Below are 19020 nucleotides of genomic sequence, written 5' to 3'. Positions count from 1 at the left end.
AGTACGCTCATGCCTCGATGAGCACATTCACGCATTCCGAACTCGATGAGGCCTTCGGCCAATTCCAGCGAACTGTCGCCGAGATCGCCGTGACCCGTGACTGGGACCGGTTCGCCGAGCTGTTCACCGAGGACGCCGACTACGTCGAGCACGCCCTCGGCACGATGTCCGGCCGAGAGGAGATCCGGGCCTGGATCTGGAAGACGATGACCACCTTCCCCGGCAGCCACATGACCGGGTATCCCTCGCTCTGGCACGTGGTGGACGCGCCCACCGGTCGGGTCATCTGCGAGGTCGACAACCCGATGCGCGATCCAGGTGACGGAACGCTGATCACCGCGACCAACATCACCATCCTGACCTATGCAGGCAACGGGATGTGGAGTCGGGAAGAGGACGTCTACAACCCGATGGAGTTCGGGCAGGCGGCGATGAGATGGTGCGAGAAATCGGCCGATCTGGGTACCCTTGACGACGACGCGGCCCGTTGGATGGAGACCATCGGGGTGATGTTCGCTCGGCGTCGATGACGCCGAGGCCTCGGGGGATTCGCGCAACGGCACGTAGATGGCCTGCGAATCGGCTGTGAATCCGCGTCACGCAGGGGGTAGATGTGCCCCGATCGGCGATGATCGAGCGGTACGTGAGAGTCGTCGTCGGTGACGATCACCTATCGTGACCGATGACACGTGAGATGAACGTAACGGCGTACGCCCATGGTTACGATTCCGTAAGTACGGACTTGGGTCGGGTCGGCAGGTGTCGTATCCTGAACCACTGACCACCATGTCAGTCCCGCGCCGAGCTCACCACTGACAGGCATGACATACGGACCACCACCGTTCGGAGGAAAGAATGGCACGCGAGCTGACCCAGCTTGAACTGCTCAAGGAGCTGGCACCGGTTGCCGAGGACAACGTCAACCGGCACCTCAAGATCGCCAAGAACTGGAACCCGCACGACTACGTGCCCTGGGATGAGGGCAAGAACTTCGCAGCGCTCGGCGGGGTCGATTACGACCCCGAGCAGTCGCAGCTCGACGAGGTCGCCAAGGCCGCGATGATCACGAACCTCCTCACCGAGGACAACCTGCCGTCCTACCACCGGGTCATCGCCGACAACTTCTCGATGGATTCGGCTTGGGGCCACTGGGTGGGACGCTGGACCGCCGAGGAGAACCGGCACGGCATCGCCATGCGCGACTACCTGGTGGTGACCCGCGGTGTCGATCCCGTCGCCCTCGAAGAGGCGCGGATGATCCACATGACCAACGGCTACGATCCGATGCTGGCGGCCGCCGGACGCACCGAGGAGCTCGAGGAATACGCCGACGAACTGGGCATCCTGCACTCCGTCGCCTACGTGACCTTCCAGGAGCTCGCCACCCGCGTGAGCCACCGCAACACCGGCAAGGCCTGCAACGACCCGATCGCCGACAAGATGCTGCAGCGCATCGCCGCCGACGAGAACCTGCACATGATCTTCTACCGCAACATCTGCGGTGCGGGCATGGACATCTCGCCCGACCAGACGCTGCGCGCGGTGACCGACATCGTCACCAACTTCCAGATGCCGGGCGCCGGTATGCCGAACTTCCGTCGCCACGGCGTGCTGATGGCCAAACACGGCATCTACGACCTGCGTCAGCACCTCGAAGAGGTCATCATGCCGGTCCTGCGGAAGTGGAAGGTCTTCGAGCGCGAGGACTTCACGTCCGCGGGCGAGAAGACCCGTGAGGAGCTCGCGGCCTTCCTCGAGCAGCTGGAGAAGGACACCATCCGCTTCGAGGAGATGCGCGACCGTTCACTCGCCCGCGAGGCCAAGAAGCGGGAGCAGCAGGCATCCTGAGCACCGCACCGACCTTGTCGACGCCGGCGCCCTCGATCTCCGAGGGCGCCGGTTCGGCGTCCGCTGCCCTGAGAATCGGCTCCATCGAGTTGGCGAGCCCGGTGGTTCTCGCCCCGATGGCCGGCGTCACCAACGTCGCCTTCCGCACCCTGTGCCGCGAACTCGAACTCGCCCGCACCGGCACGGTGTCGGGGCTCTATGTGTGCGAGATGGTCACCGCCCGCGCGCTGGTGGAACGCCACCCGGTCACGATGCACATGACGACGTTCGGACCGGATGAGTCGCCGCGGTCGATGCAGCTCTACACCGTTGACCCGGAGAACACCTACGCGGCCGCCAAGATGATCGTCGACGAGAATCTCGCCGACCACATCGACATGAATTTCGGCTGCCCGGTCCCCAAGGTCACCCGCAAGGGTGGTGGATCGGCAATTCCCTACAAGCGCAACCTGTTCCGGCGGATCGTCGCAGCGGCGGTGCGTGCCACCGAGGGCACCTCCATTCCGGTGACGGTGAAGTTCCGGATCGGCATCGACGACGAGCACCACACGCACCTCGACGCCGGGCGCATCGCCGCCGCCGAAGGCGCTCAGGCCGTCGCCCTGCACGCGCGCACCGCGTCACAGCGCTATTCGGGCACCGCGGACTGGGATGAGATCGCCCGGCTCAAGGAACACGTGACCGAGGTTCCGGTGCTCGGCAACGGTGACATCTTCGAACCGGTCGATGCCGTCGAGATGATGCGGCATACCGGCTGCGACGGCGTGGTGATCGGTCGCGGGTGCCTCGGACGGCCGTGGCTGTTCGCCGAACTCGCCGCCGAACTGAACGGATTCACGGCTCCCGCCGCCCCGAATCTCGGCGAAGTGTCGCAGATCATCGTCCGGCACGGTGAATTGCTCGCCGCACATCACGGCGAGGGCAAGGGTATGCGCGAGATCCGTAAGCACGTCGCCTGGTATCTGCGCGGTTTCCCGGCAGGCTCCGATCTCCGCAATCGTCTGGCTCTGGTGAACACCCTCGACGAGCTGCGCGAACTCGTCGGCACGCTGCCCGCCGACGCCGAATTCCCGGCGGACGGACATGGGCCTCGCGGTCGGCAGGGATCGCCCGCCAAGGTGGCGCTACCCGACGGCTGGCTCGACGACCCGGACGAGGACATCGTTCCCGACGGCGCCGAGATCATGCATTCGGGCGGCTGAACGCGGAAATGCAACCCGCCACGCGGTAGCTGAGACATGTTCTCAGGTGCAATCAGTAATATGACTCGAGGTCTCGCATGGGCGGGGCCATGTCATGGTGCGCCGTACCAGCCCATCGGCGGTGGCACTGGAAGGTCGGGGTTCAAGGGGAATGTCAGTTGAGTCGTAAGTCATCGGGACCGGACGAGCCGTCCGACGAAGGCAGCACGCCTCGTCGTAGTCGGCGGGCCGGCCGCTCCGGTGGTGCCAACGACTTCAAGGAGATGTTCGGCGACCCACCGGTGAACGGTGGCCCCTCCCACGGCGCCCTCCACGAGCCACGCGGGGCCGATCGTTATGTCCGCGGCCGCACCCGGCTCACCGTGCGTGAGCTGATGGAGCAGATGAACGCGGCCGGAGCCGACGCGCCCTCCGGGCAGGCGCAGCCGGGACAGTCCGGAAAACGGCCGCCGAGGCGTTCGCCGGAGCCACAGCCACCCGCCGACGAGAATCCGACCACGGTCCACCGGTTCGGGAACCTCGACGAGGTTCCCAACGCGAACGATGTCACCCAGAAGATCCCGACCATTCCCGACGCCCCCGACGTCGACGTCGACCTCTCGGACGATGCGACGCGCGAACGCGTCACCGAGGAGTCGCGCGGGCAGGGCAGTCGCGCCCGGCCGTTGCAACCGACTCCCGACCTCTCCGACACCATCCCGCCGCGGTCGCGCCCGTTCCGACATCCCGGACCGCAGGATCGGCGCCGCAACCTCTCCCGAAACGTCACCGTCACCGGCCGTGTCATGGTCGCGGTCGCCTGTGTGATGGCGCTGGTCGGCACCGGCTTCGTCTGGGGCTACCTGCAGTCGTGGGACGGCAACTGGAAGACCATCAACGCGGTGAACCCGGACGATTCGAACATCCGCAAGAAGGATGCCCAGTACGGCGACGAGAACTATCTCATCGTCGGCACTGACACCCGTACCGGACAGAACGGCAAGGTGGGCGCAGGCACCACCGCCGACGCCGAAGGTGCGCGCTCGGACACCGTTATCCTGGTCAACGTGCCTGCCAATCGCAGTCGTGTCGTCGCTGTCTCGTTCCCCCGCGACCTCCAGGTCGACCGACCCGAATGCCAGCATTGGGACAACAGTGCGGGCACCTACGGAGACCCGATACCGGCCGAGACCGGAGTGAAGCTCAACAGTCTCTACGCCGATGGCGGACCGAAATGTCTGGTGCAGGCGATCACGCAGATGAGCGGCCTGAACATCAACCACTTCATCGCCATGGACTTCTACGGTTTCGAGAAGGTCGTCAAATCCGTCGGCGGCGTCCAGGTCTGTTCGACGTCCCCGCTCTACGATTACGAGCTGGGCCAGATCATCCGCAAGCCCGGAAGTCAGAAGCTCACCGGGCGCCGCGCGCTGAACTATGTCCGCGCCCGGAACATCGCGTCCGAGGGCACCGGTGACTACGGCCGCATCAAGCGACAGCAGCTGTTCATGTCGTCGCTCCTGCGTTCCACCTTGTCGGGCAACGTGTTGTCGAACCCGAACAAGTTGAACAGCATCGTCAACACCTTCATCCAGTACAGCTTCGTGGACGGTGTCGACACCAAGTCCCTGCTCAGCCTGGCCGAATCGATGCAGGGAATCGAGGCCGGACGCGTCACCTTCCTGACCATCCCGACCTCGGGCACCACGACGGACGGTCTCAACAACGAGATCCCGCGGACCGAAGCGATCAACGCGATCTTCAACTCGATCATCGACGACGACCCGCTGCCCGGTGAGAAGGCGAAGAAGAAGGCCGCGAGTTCGGCCAGCAAGTCGCCGTCGAGCAGTGCGGCCGCACCGTCGAGTGAGGCTGCACCGACCAAGCTGAGCGCGACCGCGCAGAGCCCCGGCAACGTGGGCGTCCGGGTCCTCAACGGGACCGACCGCAGCGGCGTGGCGTCGGAGGTCTCTGACCAGCTCGTGTCCGAGGGATTCGACGTCCGGGGCGTCGCCGACGCCTCGGAGAACCGCGACGAGACCGTCATCCGCTACGGCGCGGGTGAGCAGGATTCGGCGGCCACGCTGGCCAAGATGTTCCCCGGCGCGTCGATCCAACAGGACCCGAACGTCAAGTCGGGCGTCGAGGTGATCCTGGGTTCGAACTTCGACGGCTCCCTGGACTCGACCCCCGCCACGGGTAGCACCATCTCGGCCCAGCAGCTGCCGGCGCTATCGGCGTCGTCGGGCCTGCCGAACGATCTCGCGGTGACCAACGCGGGCGACACGACCTGTTCCTGACCTGCACAAAAGCCTCAAAGCGGGCGGGCACCGGGCGTTCACGGTGTGTTCATCCGCACTGGCCGGGTACCGCTCGCGCAACCACGTATCCTGGACGCTATGCGTACCGCGTACCACGAGCAGCTTGAGGTGCTCAATTCGATCCTGGGCGAGATGTGTGACCTCGCCGGCGCGACCATGGCACGCGCCACCCAGGCACTGCTGCAGGCCGACCTCGCCGTCGCCGAGGAAGTGATCACCGACAACGACCGGATGAGCGAGTTGTCGGCCCGCGCCGAGGAACAGGCGTTCGCGCTGCTCGCCCGACAGGCCCCGGTGGCCGGTGATCTACGCGGGATCGTCAGCGGATTCCAGATCGCGGCGGACGTCGACCGGATGGGTGCTCTCGCCCTGCACGTGGCGAAGGTCGCACGGCGTCGCCACCCGGCCAAGGCGCTGCCCGAGGAGGTCAACGGCTACTTCGCCGAGATGGGCCGGCTCGCGGTACAGCTCGCGGAGACCGCGCGCGAGGTCTTGACCACACAGAACCCGGAGGAAGCAGTCCGTCTACAAGAGGACGACGACGCGATGGACGACCTGCACCGGCACCTGTTCACGGTCCTGATGGACCGGGAGTGGAGCCATGGGGTGGCCGCCGCCGTCGACGTCACTCTGCTCGGCCGCTATTACGAACGGTTCGCCGACCATGCGGTGCTCATCGGGCGACGGGTCGTGTTCCAGGCAACCGGGCAGACCCCGGAGCAGTTCCTCGAGGTCTCTTGACCTGTCGGGACGCAGATCCCTCACGCGGTCCGGATGCGATCCGGGCCGCGTTTTTTCTGCGATGAGATGGCGCTCACCTGGTGCGCCTTCGGATTTCGTGGCCCGGTCGGCGTGGCGTTAGGGTGACGCCATGGCTCAGCATCCCTCTGCGGAACGAGACTTGGACCCGGGCGCCGGGAGCGCAGCGAGCGGGCCCACATTCAGACCGGGCGCCGGGAGCGCAGCGAGCGGGCCCACATTCAGACCGGGCGCCGGGAGCGGGCCGAGATTCGACACCGGGAACGCGACGCGCGACATGCCCCTCTTCGGTCCGGGCGCAGCGAGCGGGCACGCTCCCACCGACGATGAGCAGTCAGTGGCGGCTGATCGTCGCCAGATCCTGAGCTACCTGGGATTCACTCTTGTTCTGATCGTCGCGTTGATCGTCCTCGTGCTGAACATGTGACCCTTCGAGAAGCGCTCGCCGTCGTGGTCCCTGAGGTGCGAGCCTGCGAGCCACGAAGGGCGCTGCTCAGCCGAAGCGGCCCGAGATGTAGTCCTCGGTCTCCTGCTTGAGCGGGCTGGAGAACATCGTCTCGGTGTCGTTAAGCTCCACGAGCTGCCCCGGCTGACCGATGCCCTCCAGGTTGAAGAACGCGGTCTGATCGCTGACGCGCGCGGCCTGCTGCATGTTGTGGGTCACGATGACGATCGTGTACTCCTTCTTGAGCTCACCCATCAGGTCCTCGATCGCCAGGGTCGAGATGGGGTCGAGCGCCGAGCACGGTTCGTCCATGAGCAGCACATCCGGCGACACCGCGATCGCTCGCGCGATGCAGAGTCGCTGCTGCTGACCACCTGACAGACCGCCACCGGGCTTGTCGAGCCGGTCCTTGACCTCGTCCCACAGGTTGGCACCGCGCAGGCTACGCTCGGCGACCTCGTCGAGCTGGGCCTTGTTCCGCACGCCCTGGAGCTTGAGGCCGGCCACCACGTTGTCGCGAATCGACATGGTGGGGAACGGGTTCGGCCGCTGGAAGACCATGCCGATGGTCGCGCGCACGCTCACCGGGTCGACGCCCTTGGCGTAGATGTCCTCGCTGTCGAGGAGCACCTTGCCGGTCGCGTAGGCCCCGGGCGTCACCTCGTGCATGCGATTGAGCGTGCGCAGCACCGTGGATTTGCCGCAGCCCGACGGGCCGATGAAGGCGGTGATGCAGCGCGGCGGCACCTCCAGCGTCACATCCTTCACCGCGTGGAATGCGCCGTAATAGATGTTCAGATCTTTGATGTCGAGGCGCTTGGCCATTTGTCTCTATCCGTTCTCGCGGTGGAGGTCCCTCCGCTCCCCGAGTGGCGAGCGAAGCGGTTCTCGAAGGGTCAGGAGGTCTTGGGGGCGAACAACTTCGCCACGGCTTTGGCGCCGAAGTACACGATCGCGACCAGGATGACCAGAGTGAGCGCCGCGCCCCACACCTTGTCGAAGGCTCCGGGACCGTTGTTGTACTGCTGCACCATCATCAGCGGGAGCGATTCCTGGTTGCCGGCGAACGGATTCCAGTTCATCGCCCGTGTCGATCCGACCAGGATCAGCACCGGGGCGGATTCGCCCATCACACGCGCGATGGCCAGCATCACGCCGGTGACGATGCCCGACAACGCCGTCGGGAGGACAACTCGCGCAATCGTCTTCCATTTCGGGATACCCAGTGCGTATGACGCCTCTCGCAGATCCTGCGGGACGATCTTGAGCATCTCCTCGGTCGCGCGGACCACCAGTGGCACCATCAGCAGCACCAATGCGAGCGACACCACGAATCCCATTCGCGGCAACCCGAGCGAGGTGCGCCAGACGGCATAGATGAACAGGGCGGCCACGATCGACGGGACACCGGACAGGATGTCGACCATGAAGGTCGTGGTGCGCGCGAGGAACGACTTGCCGTTGCTGTACTCGACCAGGTAGATCGCCACGAAGATGCCGAGCGGAACAGATATCACCGCGGCCAGCGCGGTCTGGACGAGAGTGCCGACGATCGCGTTGGCTGCCCCGCCCCTGCGCTCGGCGGAGAACCACCATTGTGGGTCGAGGATCGGTTCGATCCCGCGCGCGATGAGCGTCACGACCAGCCATATGAGTGGTACCAGCGCGATCAGGAGCGCAGCCGACACCAGAATCCGCGTGGACTGATTGACGATCTTGCGCCGGGTGGCCACCGGCTGGAACCCGGACGGGCGCTTCTTGACGGGTTCACTCGGCCGCGTATCGATGGTCACGGACATGTCACTTCTTCCTCCGGGCGACGACCGCGCGCGCGGCGGCATTGACGACGAACGTCAGAACGAACAAGGTCAGGCCTGCCGAGATGTACGCGCCGGTCTTCGACGGTGAGTCGAACTCGGCCGCATTGTTGGCGATCTTCGTCGCGAAGGTCTCGCCGCTCTCCATCAGGTTGAAGTCGATCGGCCCGGCCGTCGAGATGATCAGCAACAGGGCCATCGTCTCGCCCAGCGCACGGCCGAGGCCGAGCATGCCGCCGCTGATGTATCCGGAGAACCCGAACGGCAGCACCGAGACCTTCACGACCTCCCACTTGGTGGCACCGAGCGCGAGAGCCGCCTCACGATGGGCCGTCGGCGTCTGCATGAACACCTCGCGGGTGACCGCGGTGATGATCGGCAGGATCATGATCGCCAGCACGATGCCTGCGGTGAGCATGGTGCCACCGGTCGACATGTTCGCGACCTGGCTGGGTTCCTGGAAGAACGGGAGGAAGCCGAGGTTGCCGACCAGCCAGTTGTTGACCGGGACCAGCGCGGGCCCGAGAACCAGGATGCCCCACAGGCCGTAGACGATGGACGGGATCGCGGCGAGCAGGTCGACCGTGTAGGTGATGGGCCCGACGAAGCGTTTCGGCGCGTATTCCGTCACGAAGATCGAGATCCCCAGCGCGACGGGCATGGCCAGGATCAAGGCGATCACCGACACCACGACGGTGGCGTAGAAGAGTTGGGGGATGCCGAACTTCAGTTCGGTCCCGGTGGTGATCCACTCGCCCTGGTAGGTGAAGAAGTTGGCGGTGTTCTTTGCGAGCGACGGAATCGCCTGTGCCAGTAGGAAGATCGCAATCAGCGCGATGACGACCGAGACCAGGACACCCGAGCCGACCGACAGCGTGCGGAAGATCTGGTCGCCGAGTCTGCTGTGCTTGGCGGTCGTGAGATCACTGGGCTGCGCCTCGGGCGGCAGGTCAGGCGACGGCGCTGCACCCAGCGGACCACCCTCGGCGTGCTCGCCCTGATTCTGGCTGAGTGAGGTCATGCGTCCTTCTGGTTCTGCTCTGGTCATCGCGCCACTTCCCGGATAGTGGATCGGCCTAGTGTCTCAACCGTGGTCGCGGGGCCGCAAATGCTCCGGCCCCGCGACTCACGATGCGTTGTGTCCGTCAGGAGTTCTGGCCGCCAGCACTACCGGTCAGGCTGTCGATGGTGCCCTGCAATGTCGCCTTGTAGGCGGCCGGCAGCGGCACGTAGCCGATCTCGGCGAGGCCGTCCTGACCCGAATTCAGGGCGGTGGTGAAGGCCTCCTTCAGGGTCGAACTGATGCTGTCGTCGGCGTAGCCCGTCGAGCACACGATCTCGTAGGTGGTCAGCATCAGCGGGTACGCCCCGGCGGTCTTCGAGGCGAAGAGCGCGTCGGTGTCCACCACGAGGTCCTTGCTGCCCGGGGTCTTGAACTTGACCGAGTCCAGAGCCTTGCCTGCCGACCCGGCATTCAGCGCGACCGGTCCCGCACCGAAGTCGACCTGGGCCACACCCAGGTTGTTCTCGGTGGCGAAACCCCACTCGACATAGGTGATCGAGCCCGGGGTCTTCTTGACGGTGTCACCGACGCCGGTCGACTTGGCTGCGGCGGAGCCGCCCTTGCCCTGGAACTCCTTGCTGTGCTCGTACGGCCAGGCCTGCGGTGCCGACGCCTGGAGGAACTGCTGGAAGTTGTCGGTGGTGCCCGAGCTGTCGCTGCGGTGCACCGGCACGATGTTCTCGGCAGGCAGAGCGACGCCGGGGTTCAACGCCGCGATTGCCGGATCGTTCCACTTGGTGATCTTGGAGTCGAAGATGCCTGCGAGCACCGTCGGGTTGAGCTTGAGGTTGTCGACACCCTCCACGTTGTAGGCGACCGCCACCGGGCCGGCCACCAGGGGGATGTGCCACGCGTCGTTGCCGTTGCAGCGTTCCTTCGCCGACGCGGCCTCTTGGGGCTTGAGTGCCGAATCCGAACCCGCGAAGTCGACGTCACCGGCGATGAACTTCTTGATGCCGTCCCCCGAGCCACTGCCCGTGTAATCCATCACGATGTCGCCGTTGTCGGTCAGCACGTCGCTGAAGTGCTCCATCGCCTTCTGCTGCGCCGTCGAGCCCTCGCCGCTGATCGTCTTGGTGTCCCCGCCACTACTGCATGCACTGACCAGGGCGACCATCGCAATGGTCGATACCGCCGCCAACGCACCGTTCCGATTGATCTTCACCGCTACACGTGCCTTTCGATCGATGACCCCGGCACTCCGGGGTGTCCGAAATGACGCTAGGCCGGGCTGGTGGACTGATCACCGACACCAGATGAACGCACGGTGAATTGGCCGGACCGTAGTCCGATAAGCCCTTGGACACCGGGAGCGAACGCCCGGAGACCCCACGCCCGGTAGAGTTCGGCCAAGACCCGAAGTGCCGGACATCTGACCGACTGCGTGGGGAGCGACGTCCGTGACGAACGAGTACAAACATCTCGACCTTCACGGCGACCGAGTCGCCTATCGCGATGCCGGCGACGGCGACACACTGCTGCTCATCCACGGGATGGCCGGCAGCTCCGCCACCTGGGATGCCGTGATCCCCGCCCTCGCCCGGCGCTACCGCATCATCGCACCGGATCTGCCCGGGCACGGCGACTCCGACAAGCCCCGCGGCGACTATTCCCTGGGGGCCTTCGCGGCCTTCCTGCGTGACCTGCTCGACGAGATCGGGATCGACAAGGTCACGGTGATCGGCCAATCGCTCGGTGGCGGGGTCGCGATGCAGTTCACCTACCAACACCCCGACTACTGCGAGCGTCTCGTGTTGATCGGCAGTGGCGGGCTGGGGCCCGACGTCAATTGGATGCTGAGGTTCCTCGCCGCCCCCGGCGCGGAACTCATCCTCCCCATCATTGCTCCGAAACCTGTTCTGCGGGTGGGTGAGACGGTTCGGTCGTGGGCCTCGTCGGCCGGTATCCGCTCGCCACGGGCGGATCAGACCTGGCGGGCTTATGCCTCGTTGTCCGACGCCGCGACGCGGCGGGCGTTCCTCCGGACGCTACGAGCGGTGGTCGACCACCGCGGCCAGGCGGTCAGCGCCCTGAACCGGTTGTACCTCAACGCCGAATTGCCGACCCAGTTGATCTGGGGTGACAAGGACAACATCATCCCGGTTGCGCACGGGATCGCCGCACACGAGGCCATCCCGGGGAGCCGCCTCGAGATCCTGCCGGGGGTGGGCCACTATCCGCACGCCGAGGCGCCCGACAAGGTGGTACGGATCCTGGACGACTTCCTGACCGAGGCACCGGCACGGGCACGGAAACTCGGCTGAGCTCGCGCCGGTTGTCGTCGGCACCGCGTCACCCGTAGGCGACGTCGATCGCATACCTCGTGAAACCGAGCCGCTCATATGTGTGCAGCGCGGCCACGTTGTCGCCCTCGACGTACAGTTCCACCTCGCCGATGTGGTGATCGGCGAGATGATGCAGCCCCGCCAGGGTCAGCAGCCTGCCGAGTCCGCGACCCTGGGCCGCGGGATCGACGCCGACGATGTAGACCTCTCCCAGGCTCGGGTCATGCACCTTCGTCCAGTGGAAGCCGAGCAGGTGTTCCGGGCTCCCGGCGTCGAATGCGAGGAACAGCCCTTTCGCGTCGAACCAGTCACTCCCGACCCGTTCGGTGATCTGCGCCTGCGTCCATCCGCCCTGTTCCGGATGCCAGTCGAACGCTGCGTTGTTGACCCGCAGGATCTCCGCATCGTCGGCGGGACCCTCGTAGGTACGCAACACGGTTCGGTCGTCGACCTCGAGTGGCGGCAGTGCGTCGCCGGCCGGCGGGAGCGGCCGACGCAGCTGCAACAGTTCGCGGCGCCGGGCCAGACCCAGGTTCGCGGCGAGCGCCACCGCACCGGGCAGGTCGCCATGCGCCCAGACCCGCGGCGCCGGATCGGCGGTGACCTCTCGCGCCACGTCGAACGCCGCGACGAGAAGCGCCCGACCGTGGCCTTCCCGTCGACGGGCCGGATCGACGACGGCTTCGATCATGGCCGGCTCACCCGACCGCCCGGCAATCACATTTGCATAGCCTGCGTCCGAGAAGACATGACGCACAACCTGATCCGACGATCCGTCGATCACGGTCACCGACTGTTCGGACAGCGGCACGACACCGTCGGCGTCGGTCGCAGACCTCACCAGCCCGTGCGCGAAGTCGACGGCCTCAGGGGCCAGATGGTCGGCCACCGTCAGTCCGGCGCCGGTTCCGTCAGTTCCCGTTGGTGGTGGCACTGAACTCCTCGTCGAGCGGTCCATCGAGATCATCGGCAGCGAAGCCGTCTGCCCCGTCGGGCATCACGTCTATCGAGTTGTCGGTGTCCGTCGATCCCCTGCCGCGGTTCGGACGGACGGCCTTGTACCCGACGTTACGTACTGTACCGATCAGGGATTCGTGTTCGCTGCCCAGCTTCGCGCGCAGCCGACGGACGTGGACGTCGACCGTTCGGGTGCCACCGAAGAAGTCGTACCCCCAGACCTCCTGCAGGAGTTGCGCTCTGGTGAACACACGACCGGCGTTCTGCGCGAGGTACTTGAGGAGTTCGAATTCTTTGTAGGTCAGATCCAGTGGGCGGCCACGCAACCGGGCGGTGTAGGTACCCTCGTCGATGATCAACTCGCCCAGAGTGACCTTGCCGCTGGCCTCCTCGGTGGTCATCCCCCGGGTCCTGACCACCAGCAGCCGCAAACGGGCGTCGAGCTCCGCGGGTCCGGTAGCGGGAAGCAGGAACTCGTCGAGACCCCAGTCGGCGTTCACCGCGACGAGCCCACCCTCGGTGAGCACCGCGGCCACGGGCGCAGCGGAACCGGTGCTGCCGAGCAGCCGGCAGAGTCCGCGGGCGGCGGCGAGATCCGTCCGCGCGTCGACGATCGCGACATCGGCGTTGCCCGCCTCCATCAACGACGAGACCTCGGTCGGCGCCACCCGCACGGTGTGCGCCAGCAACGACAGGGATGGCAGGACGGACTCCGGATTCGGATCGGCTGTCAACAGTAAGAGATCCATGTAGTACTCCGATCTCGTCGTTCCCCAACCCGCGGACACCCGAACCCGACCCTCGTGCGGACCGGCCCGGCACTGCTCACGTGGTCGGCGGTTTGTTTACGCCGCCTTACCAACGTGTGCGCGATAGGTGACAGAATAGCGCCAATGTCGCGTTTCGCTGTTAACAAGGCGTCCGGGGGAGGCCGACAGCGTGTATCTCGGCGCCGATACGGGCACCGGCACCGGGGACGTCGGATTCTGGGTGTCGGCATCGTCGGGTTGGTCGTGGTCGCCCTGATACTGCTTCTCACCGACACCGTCGCCGCGATGCGCACCGAACATGATTTCTCCCGGGCATTGCTCTCGTCACCACGCGTGACGTATGAGCCCGAGGTCACCATCAGCGGGTTTCCCTTCCTGACCCATGCGCGCGCCGGCGACTTCGGCGGCGCGGTGATCACCGCCCGCGGCGTTGCGGTCAGCTGCCCGTCCGCTGCGGGCTGCCGTGCCGAACTCGGCGCCACCATGGGCCGGTGGTCGACGACGAACGGCTTCGACATCGAGTCGAGTGACTTACTGCACACTGCGTCGGTGGACGCCTACACACGGCTGGATTCGGTGAATCTCGGACGGATGCTCGGCATCCTCGATCTGACGGTCAACACCCCCGCGCCCGAGGACAAAGCGGGCGGTGGCGGGCCGGGCGACGGACTCCTGCACCGCACCTCGGGCGTGTTGCTGACCGGAACCGTTCCCTTGCCACCGATTCCCGCAGGAACACACATTCCGCCGTCGGCGGCGGCGTACCCCGGTCCGAAGGTGAAGGTCAGCGTCGCGGTGGACCTCTCCGTGATCGACGGCCGCTTACGCATCTCCGCATCCGACTTCTATCGCGGCCCCGAGGAACACGTCGACGCCGACGTCGCGGACGATCTCCGTGGATATGTGCTGTCGCGCTTCACGGTGACGCTCCCCCCGATGCCGCTGCCCTGGCAGACCACACCGACCGAGGCCCACAGCGAGGGCAGCGACGTCCTCCTGACCGGAACGCGCGGCACGACCGACCTCGTCCCGAGCGACTTCTGACGGCTCCTCACCCGCCACGCCGTCGATCGGGCACACCTTCCCGCCGATCGTGCACACCTTCCTGTCGAGCGGGCACAACTTGCCGCCGAACGGGCGCGGGCACGCACGATCGACGAGGTTCTGCGCACGGTCGGCGGATTTCTGCGCCCGATCGACGGGAATCTGCGCCCGATCGGCGACGATGGCGGGAGCCGTTTGGGGACGCCGGTCACCGCTGTGTACCCTCGTTGGCATGCAACTGCGCCGTGAGTTCATGCTCACTCGCCGTCGTGCGATCGACTTCTGTCGCGTCGCCGATTGTTGCTGTCGTTAGTCTCTGAGAACGCGGCGCCTGTCGGCGCGTTCTCCTGACGATGGTGGCCGGTGCGGTTCCTTGCATCTCTGACATCTCGCGTCTCATCCGGACATCTCCGGTGACCAGAACCATCCGCGACGAATCACCCGGTCGGCATCATCGGCGTTCCACCTCTCTCCACAAATATCCGCAAGTATCTGGGAAGGACCCAACCATGGCACGTTCCGACGTCCTGGTCAGCGCCGACTGGGCTGAGCAGAACCTCAACACCGACGGAATCGTCTTCGTCGAGGTCGACGAGGACACCTCCGCCTACGACGGCGGCCACATCGCCGGCGCCGTGAAGATCGACTGGAAGACCGACCTGCAGGATCCGGTCCGTCGCGACTTCGTCGATGCCGAGCAGTTCTCCAAGCTGCTCAGCGAGCGCGGCATCTCCAATGACGACACCGTCGTCCTCTACGGCGGCAACAACAACTGGTTCGCGGCGTACGCCTACTGGTACTTCAAGCTCTACGGCCACAACGAGGTCAAGCTCCTCGACGGCGGCCGTAAGAAGTGGGAGCTCGACGGCCGCCCGCTGTCGACCGACTCGGTGAGCCGTCCGGCCACCACCTACAAGGCCGCCGAGCCCGATCTGACCATCCGCGCGTTCCGTGACGAGACAGTCGCCGCCATCGGCAACAAGAACCTTGTCGACGTGCGCAGCCCAGACGAGTTCTCCGGCAAGATCCTCGCGCCTGCCCACCTCCCCCAGGAGCAGAGCCAGCGTCCCGGCCACATCCCCGGCGCCATCAACGTGCCGTGGAGCAAGGCCGCCAACGAAGACGGCACGTTCAAGAGCGACGAGGATCTCGCCGAGCTGTACTCCGAGGCGGGCCTCGACGGCGAGAAGGAAACCATCGCCTACTGCCGCATCGGCGAGCGTTCCAGCCACACCTGGTTCGTGCTGAAGGAACTGCTGGGCCACCAGAACGTGAAGAACTACGACGGCAGCTGGACCGAATACGGCTCGCTGGTCGGCGTGCCCGTCGAGCTCGGAGAAGGAAAGTAATCATGTGTGCTGCACCCAAGCAAGGGCAGAAGCTGCCCGCAGGCGTCGATGTCGAGAAGGAGACCGTCCTGACCGGGCAGGTCAACGACTCCGAGGGCACGCCGGTCGCCGGCGCGTTCGTCCGGCTGCTCGACTCGACCGGTGAGTTCACCGCTGAGGTCGTGGCCAGCCCCACCGGCGACTTCCGCTTCTTCGCCGCCCCCGGCACGTGGACGCTGCGTGCGCTGTCCTCGGTCGGCAACGGTGACGTGACCATCTCGCCGGAAGGGCCCGGCGTGCACGAGCACGACATCGTCGTCAAGAAGTAGATCGCTCCACGCGACCGAAGGCCCCCGGGGTTCCGCCCCGGGGGGCCTTCGTCATGTTCGGAATGGTCGGTGAGAGTTGCGGGACGCCCTGATCCAGCCGAAACCCGTGCTGCTTATGGCATCTCCGCGATCGCGGCCAGCCGGTCGATCGACGACCGCAACCGATCCGACGTCGTGGCGCGCGCACGGACCAGGCGATGCGGATCGTGCAGATCGGTCCAGTCGTAGGTGTGGATCACCAGGGTCGACGCGTCGCCGTCGGGCTCGAGTTCCCACCGCCACAGATGGCCGGGCGGTTCGGAGCCCTCCTCCGCCGGCTTCCAGGCGATTCGCCGACCTTCCTCGAACTCGACGACGTGGTTCTCCCGTACCGCGCCGGTCGTCAGGGTCATCGCGAACACCTCGCCCGCCGCGGTCACCCGCCGGCCGGACGGGGCCTGCGACAGGTTGTCGTTCCCGTCCCAGTCGGGTTGCCGCGCCGGATCGGCGATCAGCTCGAAGATGCGTTCGGCCGGGGCGGCGATCCGGCGGCTCGCCGTCGAGATGCGCTGTTCATCGCTCATGTCACCATCCAAGCATCGGACGAGACCACCTCGGGTCGATGGCGGCAGAACTCGCGCGCTAAACTCTGCGCGTGGTCATTTTCTTCGAGATCCTGCTGATTCTGGCATCGATTCTGATCGCCTGGTTCGGTGTCTACGTCCTCTACCGTCTGATCAACGACGAGTCGTGACCCAGCCTGCGGATGAACCGGACGGCGCGGCGCGCCGCTCCGGCGACGACGCGATCAACCAGGCGGCCGAACGCGCCAGGGAGACCGCAGACCGCAATCTCCCCGAGTGGGGCGAGCTTCCGCTCCCCCATGACACCGCCAATCTCCGCCAGGGCGCCGATCTGCATTCCGGGCTCCTCGCACTTCTGCCGATGGTCGGGGTCTGGCTGGGTGAGGGTGAGGGCAACGATCCCGACACCGGCGTCGACTACCACTTCGCTCAACAGATCATCATCAGTCACGACGGGCAGAACTTTCTCAACTGGCAGGCCCGGTCGTGGGTGATCGACGACGACGCGCGTTTCGTTCGTCCCGATCTGCGTGAGACCGGGTTCTGGCGAATCGGCGACGACGACAACATCGAACTGCTCCTGGCCCATGCGGAGGGTTCGATCGAACTGTTCTACGGTCAGCCCCTGACCCAGACCTCATGGGAACTCGCCACCGACGTGGTGATCAAGGCCGATTCCGGCCGCCGCACCGGCGGCGCGAAACGGCTCTACGGACTCGTCGAGGACGGCGACCTCGCCTATGTGGAGGAGCGCGTCGACGCCGACGGCGATCTCATCCCACGGATATCGGCCAAGCTCCGTCGCTACGCCGGCTGACGTATCGGGTTGTTCACCCGGCTGCCCGCCGCAACCACCGACGACGGTCAGACCATGCCAGGTAGAGGTTCTTCTTGGGCACGGCGCTGTAGACCACCGTGCCGAGCATGATCACGACCGAGCCGAAATTGGTTGCGGTACCCGGTGTGCCGCTGGTTCCCGGTATCACCGCGCCCGACGACGCGAAGCTCGCCGACCGGCCCGGCCTGCTGTCCACACGCTCGCCGACGACGGAGAACACCTGGCCGGTGTCGGCGTCCGCACACACCGGGAAGGTCATCCGGGTGCCGGCCGCCACCTCGGCGACGACCCGCTCACCCGCACGGTTGTAGATCACCGCGATCGGCTCGTCGCCGGTGTTGCGGATGGTCATCCGGTCCGCACCTGTCCGGTACTGGTAGGTGACGCCACTCGCCTCGGCATCGAGGTGGATCTGCTGCGGGTAACCGCAATCCCAGTCGGCGCTCCACGGGGTCAGGTAGTGGTAGTCGAGGTGATCGCGCCGCGAGGGAATCGGCAGCACACTCGGCATCAGCTCGCCCGAGCGCAGCCACATGACGCCCAACAGCGTTGGGCTGCAATCGGTTCGGGGCGCCTGCACGTAGCAGACGGCGTCTCCGGGCGGAATCGGGACCGACTCGCCCGGCCGCGCGACCACGAGGTCGAGCGGGCCGTCGGCGCCGACCGTCAGCACTGCCACCTCGCTGTCGCCGTGATTGTGGAGCGCCACCTCACCGTCGATGCGCGTGTGGTGGACACCGTGCGCGAACGGGTCGGCGAACACGAACTGTGGGGCGGTCGGCGCACCGAAATCGACGTCGCCCGGCTTCCAGTACACATCGTCGGGGTCGAGCACTGCCCAGTCGACCTCGTCCGGGGCCGGGCCGTCGAGCATGAACAACGGCTCGGCGCTCTCCGGATCGCGCCCGGCCACGATCTGTCCGACGAGGACCGGCCGGTCGCCGACCCGGGCGGTCTGCAGGATGTGCGACTCGGCGACGGGCAGATCGACCGACGTGCCGCCCGGCAGATGCGTGAACACGGTTCCGTCGGTGCCCGGCAGTTCCGGGGTGGACAGCACCCCGAGGTCGTGCGCGCCCCGGTTGTGGAGTACCAGCTGGTCGGAGCCCGATGTGTGCGAGTAGGTGAGACCCGAGACGTGGCCGCTGGTCCAGGTGGCCGCGCCGTCGTTGGTCCAGTCCGCGTCGTCAGGGGTGAGGAATCGGGCTCGGACCTCGGTGTCCACGTGATCGGCGGCAATCTCGTGCGGGAGGCCCACGGGCATGCGGGGCACGGTCGATGCCTCGTGATCGGGTGCCACGTGAGCATGTGTCGCGGTCATGTCGGTCTCCCTCGCCGAAGATGTTCGGTCGACTGTGGTTCGCGTCGCGACCCGGTACGGATGGGTCGGGCCTGATCGGGGTCGATCACGGACTGGTGTCAATTTCACGCCGGAGTCGGTGTCCGAGCACGAGTAGTCGACTACTTGAATT

Annotated in this window: 18 protein-coding genes; 10 read left to right on the top strand and 8 right to left on the bottom strand. The window is 66.1% G+C overall.

Translation table 11 applies throughout. The features are described 5' to 3' along the window. The first annotated feature begins 17 nt into the window (after positions 1 to 17). From OVA31_RS16185 to phoU, 5 genes are all read left to right on the top strand, one after another. Positions 18 to 530: a nuclear transport factor 2 family protein gene (locus OVA31_RS16185; RefSeq protein WP_267627626.1), complete on the top strand. Its 513-nt coding sequence runs from the start codon at positions 18 to 20 to the stop codon at positions 528 to 530. 325 nt (positions 531 to 855) lie between these two features. Beyond that, positions 856 to 1848: an acyl-ACP desaturase gene (locus OVA31_RS16180; RefSeq protein ID WP_267627625.1), complete on the top strand. Its 993-nt coding sequence runs from the start codon at positions 856 to 858 to the stop codon at positions 1846 to 1848. 14 nt (positions 1849 to 1862) lie between these two features. Continuing rightward, entirely contained in the window at positions 1863 to 3050 is a 1188-nt protein-coding gene (gene dusB / locus OVA31_RS16175; protein WP_267627624.1) for a tRNA dihydrouridine synthase DusB, read from the top strand. Positions 3051 to 3208: 158 nt separating this feature from the next. Then, positions 3209 to 5329 (top strand): LCP family protein, encoded by a 2121-nt coding sequence (locus OVA31_RS16170; protein WP_267627623.1) that lies wholly within the window; start codon positions 3209 to 3211, stop codon positions 5327 to 5329. A gap of 99 nt (positions 5330 to 5428) precedes the next feature. Next, positions 5429 to 6091, top strand: coding sequence for a phosphate signaling complex protein PhoU (gene phoU, locus OVA31_RS16165; RefSeq protein WP_164307243.1), 663 nt, complete (start codon positions 5429 to 5431; stop codon positions 6089 to 6091). 511 nt (positions 6092 to 6602) lie between these two features. Here the strand turns inward: phoU and pstB are convergent. The 4 genes from pstB to pstS form a co-directional block, all read right to left on the bottom strand. After that, a complete protein-coding gene (pstB, locus tag OVA31_RS16160) occupies positions 6603 to 7379 on the bottom strand; it encodes a phosphate ABC transporter ATP-binding protein PstB (protein ID WP_164307244.1) in 777 nt (258 codons plus the stop codon). A gap of 71 nt (positions 7380 to 7450) precedes the next feature. After that, a complete protein-coding gene (pstA, locus tag OVA31_RS16155; protein ID WP_267627622.1) occupies positions 7451 to 8353 on the bottom strand; it encodes a phosphate ABC transporter permease PstA in 903 nt (300 codons plus the stop codon). A gap of 1 nt (position 8354) precedes the next feature. Further along, positions 8355 to 9392: a phosphate ABC transporter permease subunit PstC gene (pstC, locus tag OVA31_RS16150; protein WP_267627621.1), complete on the bottom strand. Its 1038-nt coding sequence runs from the start codon at positions 9390 to 9392 to the stop codon at positions 8355 to 8357. 124 nt (positions 9393 to 9516) lie between these two features. Continuing rightward, positions 9517 to 10599, bottom strand: a complete 1083-nt coding sequence (gene pstS, locus OVA31_RS16145) for a phosphate ABC transporter substrate-binding protein PstS (RefSeq protein WP_267627620.1) — start codon at positions 10597 to 10599, stop codon at positions 9517 to 9519. A 235-nt stretch (positions 10600 to 10834) separates the two neighbouring features. Between pstS and OVA31_RS16140 the strand changes: the two genes are divergently transcribed. Then, the gene (locus tag OVA31_RS16140; protein ID WP_267627619.1) at positions 10835 to 11698 is read left to right on the top strand and encodes an alpha/beta fold hydrolase; all 864 of its coding nucleotides are present in this window, start codon (positions 10835 to 10837) and stop codon (positions 11696 to 11698) included. 28 nt (positions 11699 to 11726) lie between these two features. Here the strand turns inward: OVA31_RS16140 and mshD are convergent, their stop codons facing one another. Both mshD and OVA31_RS16130 read right to left on the bottom strand, forming a co-directional pair. After that, the gene (gene mshD / locus OVA31_RS16135; RefSeq protein WP_267627618.1) at positions 11727 to 12653 is read right to left on the bottom strand and encodes a mycothiol synthase; all 927 of its coding nucleotides are present in this window, start codon (positions 12651 to 12653) and stop codon (positions 11727 to 11729) included. Then, the gene (locus tag OVA31_RS16130; protein WP_267627617.1) at positions 12631 to 13425 is read right to left on the bottom strand and encodes a winged helix-turn-helix transcriptional regulator; all 795 of its coding nucleotides are present in this window, start codon (positions 13423 to 13425) and stop codon (positions 12631 to 12633) included. Before OVA31_RS16130 ends, mshD begins: the two co-directional genes overlap by 23 nt. Before the next feature lie 144 nt (positions 13426 to 13569). Here OVA31_RS16130 and OVA31_RS16125 point away from each other — a divergent pair, with 144 nt between their 5' ends. From OVA31_RS16125 to OVA31_RS16115, 3 genes are all read left to right on the top strand, one after another. Continuing rightward, complete coding sequence (locus OVA31_RS16125) at positions 13570 to 14490, top strand: DUF2993 domain-containing protein (RefSeq protein WP_267627616.1); 921 nt, start codon at positions 13570 to 13572, stop codon at positions 14488 to 14490. 509 nt (positions 14491 to 14999) lie between these two features. After that, positions 15000 to 15839, top strand: coding sequence for a sulfurtransferase (locus OVA31_RS16120; protein ID WP_267627615.1), 840 nt, complete (start codon positions 15000 to 15002; stop codon positions 15837 to 15839). Positions 15840 to 15841: 2 nt separating this feature from the next. Next, positions 15842 to 16147, top strand: a complete 306-nt coding sequence (locus OVA31_RS16115) for a DUF1416 domain-containing protein (RefSeq protein WP_161060271.1) — start codon at positions 15842 to 15844, stop codon at positions 16145 to 16147. 113 nt (positions 16148 to 16260) lie between these two features. Here OVA31_RS16115 and OVA31_RS16110 read toward each other — a convergent pair whose 3' ends face one another. Continuing rightward, positions 16261 to 16710: an SRPBCC family protein gene (locus OVA31_RS16110; protein WP_267627614.1), complete on the bottom strand. Its 450-nt coding sequence runs from the start codon at positions 16708 to 16710 to the stop codon at positions 16261 to 16263. A 166-nt stretch (positions 16711 to 16876) separates the two neighbouring features. Between OVA31_RS16110 and OVA31_RS16105 the strand changes: the two genes are divergently transcribed. Then, on the top strand, positions 16877 to 17527 hold the full coding sequence (locus OVA31_RS16105) for an FABP family protein (protein ID WP_267627613.1): 651 nt from the start codon (positions 16877 to 16879) through the stop codon (positions 17525 to 17527). Positions 17528 to 17540: 13 nt separating this feature from the next. Here OVA31_RS16105 and OVA31_RS16100 read toward each other — a convergent pair whose 3' ends face one another. After that, positions 17541 to 18869, bottom strand: coding sequence for a hypothetical protein (locus OVA31_RS16100; protein ID WP_267627612.1), 1329 nt, complete (start codon positions 18867 to 18869; stop codon positions 17541 to 17543). Between the last annotated feature and the right edge of the window lie 151 nt (positions 18870 to 19020).

This window comes from Gordonia sp. SL306 (assembly GCF_026625785.1).
Classification (GTDB): Bacteria; Actinomycetota; Actinomycetes; order Mycobacteriales; family Mycobacteriaceae; genus Gordonia.
This window is presented reverse-complemented; position numbering and strand designations above follow the sequence as displayed.

What these genes read in the sequence shown, in the direction of transcription:
- OVA31_RS16185 (WP_267627626.1), top strand. Translation starts at nt 18, where the DNA reads ATGAGCACATTCACGCATTCCGAACTCGATGAGGCCTTCGGCCAATTC.
- OVA31_RS16180 (WP_267627625.1), top strand. Translation starts at nt 856, where the DNA reads ATGGCACGCGAGCTGACCCAGCTTGAACTGCTCAAGGAGCTGGCACCG.
- phoU (WP_164307243.1), top strand. Translation starts at nt 5,429, where the DNA reads ATGCGTACCGCGTACCACGAGCAGCTTGAGGTGCTCAATTCGATCCTG.
- pstB (WP_164307244.1), bottom strand. Translation starts at nt 7,379, where the DNA reads ATGGCCAAGCGCCTCGACATCAAAGATCTGAACATCTATTACGGCGCA.
- pstA (WP_267627622.1), bottom strand. Translation starts at nt 8,353, where the DNA reads ATGTCCGTGACCATCGATACGCGGCCGAGTGAACCCGTCAAGAAGCGC.
- pstC (WP_267627621.1), bottom strand. Translation starts at nt 9,392, where the DNA reads ATGACCTCACTCAGCCAGAATCAGGGCGAGCACGCCGAGGGTGGTCCG.
- OVA31_RS16130 (WP_267627617.1), bottom strand. Translation starts at nt 13,425, where the DNA reads ATGGATCTCTTACTGTTGACAGCCGATCCGAATCCGGAGTCCGTCCTG.
- OVA31_RS16125 (WP_267627616.1), top strand. Translation starts at nt 13,570, where the DNA reads ATGTCGCGTTTCGCTGTTAACAAGGCGTCCGGGGGAGGCCGACAGCGT.
- OVA31_RS16120 (WP_267627615.1), top strand. Translation starts at nt 15,000, where the DNA reads ATGGCACGTTCCGACGTCCTGGTCAGCGCCGACTGGGCTGAGCAGAAC.
- OVA31_RS16115 (WP_161060271.1), top strand. Translation starts at nt 15,842, where the DNA reads ATGTGTGCTGCACCCAAGCAAGGGCAGAAGCTGCCCGCAGGCGTCGAT.
- OVA31_RS16110 (WP_267627614.1), bottom strand. Translation starts at nt 16,710, where the DNA reads ATGAGCGATGAACAGCGCATCTCGACGGCGAGCCGCCGGATCGCCGCC.
- OVA31_RS16100 (WP_267627612.1), bottom strand. Translation starts at nt 18,869, where the DNA reads ATGACCGCGACACATGCTCACGTGGCACCCGATCACGAGGCATCGACC.